We start from the raw sequence: 8,188 nt of genomic DNA on the forward strand, positions 1-8,188 counted from the left end.
CTCGCAGGCTCGGTCGGCGCGGCCCGCGTGCCGCTGGCGCGACACTGCTGAGCGAGCCGCGCCCGTCCGCCTTTCCCCCGTCGCGTGCCGTCAGCGACCTGCGGGAGCCGACTCCCCCGGGTGCACGCTGCCGAGCAGTTCGACGACGACGTCCCGCAGGGCGTCGGGCAGCCCGACGGTGCCGAGCTCGACGATGCGGTCCGCACGCGGCAGGTCCTTCGCCACGACCTCCCACGCCTCGAGCTTCTCCGCGTTGCCGGCCTGCGCACCCTCGAGGACCTGCCGGACGGCGTCCCGCGCGTCGACCCCGACGACCGGAGCACCGACCAGCGTGATCGATCCGCCCGACGCCGAGTCGACGGACAGGTCGACCGAGAACCGGTCGACCGAGCGAGCCGATGTCGGTTGCCCGTCGGCCGGCGCGGCGAAGAACGTGATCCGCCAGTCGCGGTGGGCGGGGACGACGTCGAGGGCTCCGGTGGTGCCGTGCACCCGGAACTCGGCGTGTTCGGGATCCCAGGTCAGACGGGTCCGGGCGGTGCGGCTGCCCTCGCCCTCGTGGTCCTCGACCAGGGTGAACTCGCCGGGTGCACCCGGTGCGACGAGGACCTCGAACGCCGTCGGGTTGACGGTGGCGTCGAGCTGGTCGGCCGCCGCGAGCGGCAGGACCCCGCCGGCGCGCAGCAGGGCCGGCACCGTGTCGAGCGTGCGGTGCAGGTCGACGAACCGGTCACCCGCGTACACCGTGCCGGTGAAGACGTCGGTCCAGGTGCCCGGCGGCAGCCAGGCCCGGGCGACCCCGTGCCGGCTGACCGGGTCGCGCGGCGCCACGATCGGCGCGACGAGCAGCTCCGAACCGAACGCGTAGGTGTTCGGCACCCGGTACGCCTCGTCGCGGCGCGGCTCCAGGTGGTAGAGCGGCCGGACCAGCGCGGTGCCCTCGGCCGTGCCGTGGTTCATCGTGTGCAGGTACGGCACCAGGCGGTGGCGGAAGCGGAGCGCCTCGCCCATCGCGGCGCGGGCCTCGGCCGGGAACACCCACGGCTCCTTGCGGATGAACGGGTTGTTGGCCGAGTGCAGGCGCATGATCGGCGAGAACACCCCGAACTGCACCCAGCGGGTGGCGAGCTCGTCGTCGCGGACGCCGCGGGTGTGGCCGCCGATGTCGTGGCTCCACCAGGGGTAGCCGATGTTCGCGGCGGTGGCGGTGAACTCGGGCTGGAACGCCAGGGACGCCCACGACACGACGGCGTCGCCGGAGAACCCGACGGCGTACCGGTGGCTGCCGGGGCCGGCGTAGCGCGAGAAGGTCATGCCGTCGACGGGGGCCGGTGCTGCGTCGGCGTCCGGGCCCGCGTCGGCGCCGCCGGACGGCGCGTGTCGTGCCGAGTCGAGCAGGTGGAAGTGGTTGAGCAGCCAGAGGGGGTCCACCCCGGGCAGCCCGGTCTCGCGACCCTGCTGCCAGTCGATCCACCAGAAGTCGACGCCCTGCTCCTCGAGCGGGCGGTGCAGCTGTTCGAAGTAGGCCTGCAGGAACCGGCGGTCCGTCGGGTCGAACGGGATCGGCTGCTCGGTCTCCGGGTCGACGCCCATCGCCCGGGCCACCGCGGGATAGGCGTCCTCGAACGCCCGCACGCCGTCGGCCGGGTGCAGGTTCAGCGTCGTGCGCATCCCCCGGCGGTGGAGTTCGGCCAGGAACGCCTCGGGGTCCGGGAACAGCGACGGCTCCCACGAGTACCCCGTCCAGCCGTTGCCGAAGCGCGGCGGCACCGAGTCGACCCGGTGCCAGTCCATGTCGATGACGGCGACCGAGAACGGCAGGTGTTCGTCGGCGAAGCGGTCCAGCAGCTCGAGGTACGAGGTGTCGCTGTACGGGTGGTACCGGCTCCACCAGTTGCCGAGTGCCCACCGCGGCATCCGTGACGGCGGGCCGGAGACGGCGTGGTACGTGCGGAGCGCAGCGTCGTAGTCGCGGCCGTACGCGAAGACCGTGACGTCGCGGCGACCGGGGACCCGCGTGCCGATCCAGCCGTCGTCGGCGAACAGGAACGACTCGCTGTCGTCGAGTGCGGTGATGCCGTTGCGGGCCAGGATCCCCGCCTCGAGCGGCATCCGGCCGTCGACGTCGTCGAGGGTGCGGCCGGTGCCGCCGAGGTCGCGCGGTTCCTGCCCCCACCGCCAGCGGTTGGCGTCCGGTCCGGTGGTCTCGACCACCAGGCCGCTCGGGCTGAAGGGGCGGCCGTCGTAGCGCAGGCGGGCGCGGTCGGTGGTGACGACGACGCCGTCGGTGCCGGTGCCGTCGGTGGCGGCCGTCTGCTCCACGGTGAAGGCCGGCACGGGCAGGCGGCGGCGCAACGCGAAGGTCGAGGCCCGGTCCTCGAACCCGCCGTCGTCGCTCCACTCGATGCGGAACGCCCCGGCGTCGAGCACGGTGATGCGCCAGCGGTCGCCGGTGACGACGGCTGCGGGGTCGGCGACCGGGTCCGAACCCGGGAACGGACGAATGGTAGGGAGGACGGCGCCGGTGGTGCCGGTGGTGCCGGTGGTGCTGCTGCTCACGTGGTGCCTCTCAGCTCTTGACCGCGCCCTGGGTCACGCCGCTGATGACCCAGCGCTGCGCGAACAGGTAGACGATGATCGTGGGGGCCATCGCCATCAGGTACGAGGCGAAGGCGACGTTGTAGTCGGTGCCGAACTGACTCTGGAAGATGTTCTGCACCACGGGCAGGGTCTGCAACCCCGGATCCGCCGTGATGAGCGACGGCATCATGAAGTCGTTCCACGATGCCAGGAACGCGAAGATGCCGACCGTCGCGTTCATCGGGCCGAGGAGCGGCAGGATGATCCGCCAGAAGATCTGCCACGTGGACGCCCCGTCGATGCGGGCGCTCTCCTCGAGTTCGACCGGGATCGACCGCAGGTACGCCGAGTAGAGCAGCACGCTGAACGACAGTTGGAACATGGCGTGCAGGATCCCGACACCGATCGGGTTGTCCAGGCCGATCTCGGCGGTCAGCTTGATCTGCGGCAGCGCCACCACCGGGAACGGCAGGAACATCGCCGCGAGCAGGTAGACGAACGAGTACCGGAAGAACCGCTTGTGCCTGTTCCGGACGATCGCGTACGAGGCGAACGAGCTGAGCAGCAGGGTCGCGACGACGGTGAGCGCTGCGACGCCGAGCGACACCGAGAAGGACACCGGGAACCGGGTCAGCTGCCATGCCTCGGCGAACGAGCCCGGGTTGAACGGGAACGGCAGCGAGAGCGCGTTGCCGTCGACGGACTGCTCGGTCGTCTTGAACGCCATCGAGAGCGTCACGTACAGCGGGACGAGCACGGTCAGCGACGCGAGGCCGAGGACCACGGTGAGCGTCCAGTTCGTGCCGCCCAGTCGTCGGCGGTGTCCGCGGCCGGAGCGTCCGCCGCCGGTGGTCACGGCGCGGGTGTCGGTCGGGGGTCGTGTGTCGATGGCGGTCATGCGAGTCGCAGGTTCCTTCCGCGGGTCGCCGCGAGCTGCAGCACGGAGATGAGGACGGTGATGATGAAGAACACGGTCGCGTTCGCCATCTGGTAGGCGTAGTCGCCGCCGGTGAAGCCGCCGAAGATCGTCATCGCGACGCTGCTGGTCGCGCTGCCGGGGCCGCCGTTGGTCAGACCGACGATCACGTCGTAGGCGCCGAGGTAGCCCTTCACACCGAGCACGGTGTTGATGACGATGAAGCCGCCGAGCAGCGGGAGCGTGATCGCCCGCAGCTGCTTCCAGCCGGTCGCCCCGTCGAGTGCACTGGCCTCGTACAGCTCCTCGGGGATGGACGTCAGGCCTGCCGTGTAGATGAGGAGCGCGCCGGGCACGGTCTGCCAGGCGGACACGATGACGATCGCGAGCCAGGCCAGGTTCGGGTCGCCGAGGATGCTCTGCTCGAGCGGGCCGAAACCGACGCTCGTGGCCAGGGCCGGCACGGTGTTCGAGAACAGGAAGTTGAACACGTAGGCGACGATGATCCCCGAGATCACCATCGGGATGACGAACACCGACCGCAGTCCGGCGGCGAACCGGATCTTCTTCGCCAGGGCGATCGCGAGCGTCAGCGCGACGACCTGCGTGACGACGACGGTGACGGCCGCGAAGCCGAGGGTGAACCCGTACGACGCCAGGATCGCCGGGTCGGAGACGAGCGCCTTGTAGTTCTCGACGCCGATGAAGTCCCACTGCCCGAACCCGAGGTAGTCGGTGAAGCTGTAGAAGACGCCGACGCAGGCTGGGGCGACGACGAACGCCGTGAACAGCACGAGGGCCGGCACGAGGAACAGGTAGTACATGCCCTCGGTGCGGCTGAGTGAACCGACGCCGCGGGAACCCACACGACGGTGCGTGCGGGCTGCGTCGGTGGCCGGCCCGGACGTCGCCGGGTCGGTGTCGCGGGAGAGCGGGGTCTGCATGGTCATGGTGACTCCTGGTTCCTGGTCCGGCTCAGACCGTCGCGGAACGGCCGGCGAGCCGCCGCCAGTCCGAGTCGAGCCGCCGCAGCATCGAGGTGAAGTCCCCGCTCCGGATCGCCGACTGCAGGTAGTTGCCGAGCGGGATCGACGTGGGGATGAAGGTGCCGGCGCCCTGGTAGAACGCCGCGTCGTCGACGTACTGCTGCAGGCCGGCGAGCCGCTCGTCCTGCTGCGGCGGTGCGTCGATGCGGGGCGAGTACGCCAGGTTGTCGCGGTTGTAGGCGTCGATGACATCGGGCTGCATGAGGAACTCGACGAGCTCCTTCGCCTGCTCCGGGTGCTCGGACGCCGTGGGGATCCAGAGCCCGAGGTCGATGTTGACCCGGGCCTTGCGGTCGGCTGGGTCGTTCGACACCGGCAGGGCGAAGGTGCCGACGGGCAGCTCCTCGTCGATCAGCGCGATCTGCCCGAGCGCCCACGGGCCCTGCAGGTACATCGCGGCCTCGCCCTTGCCGAACGCCAGGTTGCCGTCGGCGTAGGCCCGGGTGGCGTGGTCGCGGTTGAAGAACGACGAGATGGTCTTCGCGCGCTCCATCGGCACCGCGAAGTCCTGCTCGAACGACACCTCGGAGTCCGGGCCGACGTCAGCGCCCAGGGCCTTCATCTTGCGGAAGAACGAGCCGGTGTCGACGAGGCTGCCCACCGAGTAGTCGAACAGGCCCTGCCAGAGCGTCCACGTGTCGCGGTCGGTGGCGTAGATCGGCGTGACGCCGGCCTTCTGCAGGGTCCGGCAGACCTCGACGAAGTCGTCCCACGTCGTCGGGACCGGCAGGTCGTGGTCGGCGAAGATGCGCTTGTTGTAGATCACGCCGGCCGCGGCGAGCGAGTACGGCAGCACGCTCGTGCGGTCCTCGAACGTCGCGTACTGGTTCGTCAGGGTGTCGATGTCGGGTCGGACCCGCGCGGCCGACGGCAGGTCGCCGAGGTCGCTGAGCACGCCGCGCGAGATGTACCGGGCGAGCTCGAGGTTGTCGTTGAAGCACCCGACGTCCGCCGGTTCGCCGCGGACGAACTGCGGGGCGATGGCCGCGGTGCTGTCGTGCACGACCGACGTGCCGGCGTGCTCCCCCTCGAAGTGCCGCAGCAGCTTGTCGAAGTACGCGATGACCTCCTGCTTCTGCTCGTAGAAGCGGAGCGTCGTGGCTCCACCGGCGGCACGCCCCGGGGTCGCGCACCCGGCGAGCGCCATCGTGCCGAGTGCGATGCCTCCGGCCGCGCCCGCGAGGAACCCCCGCCGGCTCACCGCCGCCTGGAGTGTTGCGGTCCTGCTTCCCACCATCGGGTCTCTCCCTCGTTGCGCATCGTCGCGCAGGCTCCTGTTTACAGCGCTGTAAAGCGTACGTCAACGTTGTAATCGCATCTGGCCGTGCCTGGAGGGACGGTGCCAGCCCGCCCCGCGCCTCCCGTCCGCCGCGCAGCGCTTCCACGGCCGCCGCCCGCCGCCCACTGGGACGGACGCGCCACGGAACTGACAGGATCGTCTGATGGCGCAGGACGAACGGGACATCGCACTCCGGGTGGGGCACGAAGAGCTCCGCATCCGTGGGCTCTACGAGACCATCAGCATCGTCAACGACGTGATGGTGGCGCTCTGGTTCATCGTCGGCAGCGTCCTCTTCTTCTCCGAGAGCACCACGACGGCCGGCACGTGGCTGTTCCTGATCGGGAGCATCCAGCTGCTCATCCGCCCGGTCATCCGGCTGTCGCGGAGGCTCCACCTGGGTCGGGTCGGCCGCGGGAACCCCTCGGAGTCCGCGCGCGACTTCTGACCACGACACGCCTGGGCGAACACACAGGAACGCGAGCAGGCACCATGGACTGCATGGCAAGCACCACTCCTCCCCTGCCCGGACCCGTGACCACGACACCGCAGTTGCGGCGGTGGGTGTTCTGGCCCGCCGCCGTCATCGTGCTGGGGTTCGTGGCCTTCACCCTGATCTCCCCCTCCACCGCCGAGGCGATGTTCCTCGGACTGCAGGACGGCATCGTCCAGAACTTCAGCTGGTACTACGTGCTGATCGCCGCGTTCTTCGTCGGCTTCTCGCTGTTCGTCGGCTTCAGCCGCTTCGGTGACATCAAGCTCGGCAAGGACCAGGACGAGCCCGAGTTCTCGACCGGTTCGTGGTTCGCGCTGCTGTTCGCCGCCGGCATGGGCATCGGCCTCGTGTTCTACGGCGTCTCCGAGCCCCTCAGTCACTTCGCCTCCCCGCGCCCGGGCGTCACCGGCAACGAGAAGGAACTCGCGCAGCAGGCACTGACCCAGACCTTCCTGCACTGGGGCCTGCACGCATGGGCGATCTACGTCGTCCTCGGCCTCGCCCTGGCCTACGCGATCCACCGCCGGGGTCGCCCGGTGTCGATCCGCTGGGCGCTCGAACCGCTGCTCGGCAACCGCGTCCGCGGCGGTTGGGGCAACCTGATCGACGTCATCGCCCTGGTCGGCACGCTGTTCGGTGTCGCGACCTCGCTCGGCCTCGGCGTCATCCAGATCGGCGCCGGACTCGAGAGCGCCGGCATCGCCGACAGCAGCATCGTCAGCCAGATCGCCATCATCGCGGTGATCACCGCCGTCACGATCGTCTCGCTCGTCACCGGTGTGACCAAGGGCATGAAGATCCTGTCGAACTTCAACCTGCTGCTCGCCGCCGCGCTGCTGCTCTTCGTGCTCATCGTCGGTCCGACGCAGTTCCTGCTGCGTGACTTCGTGCAGTCGATCGGCTCCTACCTGCAGAACATCGTCGGCCTGTCGTTCAACGTCACCGCGCAGCAGGGTGCCGAGGGCGAGGCCTGGCAGGGCGCCTGGACCACCTTCTACTGGGGCTGGTGGATGTCGTGGGCGCCGTTCGTCGGTGTCTTCATCGCCCGCATCTCCAAGGGCCGCACGGTCCGCCAGTTCGTGTTCGGTGTCCTCCTGGTGCCGACCGCGCTCACGTTCCTGTGGTTCGCCGTCCTCGGTGGTGCGGCCATCCACCGCCAGACCGACGGCGCCGGCGGCCTCGTCGGCTCGGACGGCTCGGTCGACATCGAGGGGTCCCTGTTCGCACTGCTCGGTGACCTGCCCGCCGGCGTGGTGCTGACCTACGGCGCGATCCTGCTCATCGGCGTGTTCTTCGTGACCTCGTCCGACTCCGGGTCGCTCGTGATGGCGATGATCGCCTCGGGTGGCGACATCGAACCGAAGAACTGGCTGCGCGTCTTCTTCGCCGCCGTGTCGGCACTGCTCGCCGTCGCACTGCTGCTGAGCGGCGGGTTGAACGCGCTGAAGACCGCGGCGATCACGACCGCGTTGCCGTTCAGCATCGTCCTGATCCTGACCTGTTGGTCGACGATCATCGCCTTCACCCGCGAGCGCCGGGCCTACGACAAGGCCGAGCGCGAGGTCCTGCTCGAGCACGTCGGCGCCTACTACGGGCTCGAGGTCGAGGCGCCCTCCGAGCGTCCCGCACGGTCCGCTCTCGGCCGTCCGTGGGCAGCGGTGAAGAGCCGCGTGCGCGGTGGCCGCGGAGCCGCGGCTCCGACGGTGGAGGCCGGTGCGCTCGAGGACTTCCCCGTGCGCCCCGAGTCGATCTCGGCGGACCCGGCGGTCGACCCGAGCCTCGACGCGCGTCCGACGTCGGCCGACACGTCGGCGACGGTGCAGCCCGAGCGCTGACGCGCCGTCGACGCGACCACCTGACGGACGGGAGGC

General features: G+C 70.1%; 6 protein-coding genes. 2 read left to right on the forward strand and 4 right to left on the reverse strand.

Annotated elements, in window-relative coordinates:
- Positions 1–90: 90 nt before the first annotated feature.
- From H489_RS27310 to H489_RS27325, 4 genes are read right to left on the reverse strand one after another with little or no spacing between them, the layout of a single operon-like run.
- Entirely contained in the window at positions 91–2,559 is a 2,469-nt protein-coding gene (locus tag H489_RS27310; protein WP_017886932.1) for a glycoside hydrolase family 31 protein, read from the reverse strand.
- A 10-nt stretch (positions 2,560–2,569) separates the two neighbouring features.
- Positions 2,570–3,478 carry a carbohydrate ABC transporter permease gene (locus H489_RS27315; protein WP_017886933.1) on the reverse strand — a complete coding sequence of 303 codons (909 nt, stop codon included), beginning with the start codon at positions 3,476–3,478 and terminating at the stop codon, positions 2,570–2,572.
- Positions 3,475–4,446, reverse strand: a complete 972-nt coding sequence (locus tag H489_RS27320; RefSeq protein WP_017886934.1) for a carbohydrate ABC transporter permease — start codon at positions 4,444–4,446, stop codon at positions 3,475–3,477. Before H489_RS27320 ends, H489_RS27315 begins: the two co-directional genes overlap by 4 nt.
- 25 nt (positions 4,447–4,471) lie before the next feature.
- Positions 4,472–5,743, reverse strand: coding sequence for an ABC transporter substrate-binding protein (locus H489_RS27325; protein WP_017886935.1), 1,272 nt, complete (start codon positions 5,741–5,743; stop codon positions 4,472–4,474).
- Between the two features lie 241 nt (positions 5,744–5,984).
- Between H489_RS27325 and H489_RS27330 the strand changes: the two genes are divergently transcribed.
- Together H489_RS27330 and H489_RS27335 are read left to right on the forward strand one after the other, a co-directional pair.
- Positions 5,985–6,269: a YrhK family protein gene (locus H489_RS27330; protein ID WP_017886936.1), complete on the forward strand. Its 285-nt coding sequence runs from the start codon at positions 5,985–5,987 to the stop codon at positions 6,267–6,269.
- A gap of 53 nt (positions 6,270–6,322) precedes the next feature.
- Positions 6,323–8,152, forward strand: a complete 1,830-nt coding sequence (locus tag H489_RS27335) for a BCCT family transporter (protein ID WP_081612268.1) — start codon at positions 6,323–6,325, stop codon at positions 8,150–8,152.
- Positions 8,153–8,188: the final 36 nt, after the last annotated feature.

Origin of the sequence: Curtobacterium flaccumfaciens UCD-AKU, assembly GCF_000349565.1 — a bacterium.
Taxonomy (GTDB): Bacteria; Actinomycetota; Actinomycetes; order Actinomycetales; family Microbacteriaceae; genus Curtobacterium; species Curtobacterium poinsettiae.

Bases quoted from the DNA above. Each gene is read 5' to 3' on its own strand.
- H489_RS27315 (WP_017886933.1), bottom strand. From the start codon at position 3,478: ATGACCGCCATCGACACACGACCCCCGACCGACACCCGCGCCGTGACC.
- H489_RS27320 (WP_017886934.1), bottom strand. From the start codon at position 4,446: ATGACCATGCAGACCCCGCTCTCCCGCGACACCGACCCGGCGACGTCC.
- H489_RS27330 (WP_017886936.1), top strand. From the start codon at position 5,985: ATGGCGCAGGACGAACGGGACATCGCACTCCGGGTGGGGCACGAAGAG.
- H489_RS27335 (WP_081612268.1), top strand. From the start codon at position 6,323: ATGGCAAGCACCACTCCTCCCCTGCCCGGACCCGTGACCACGACACCG.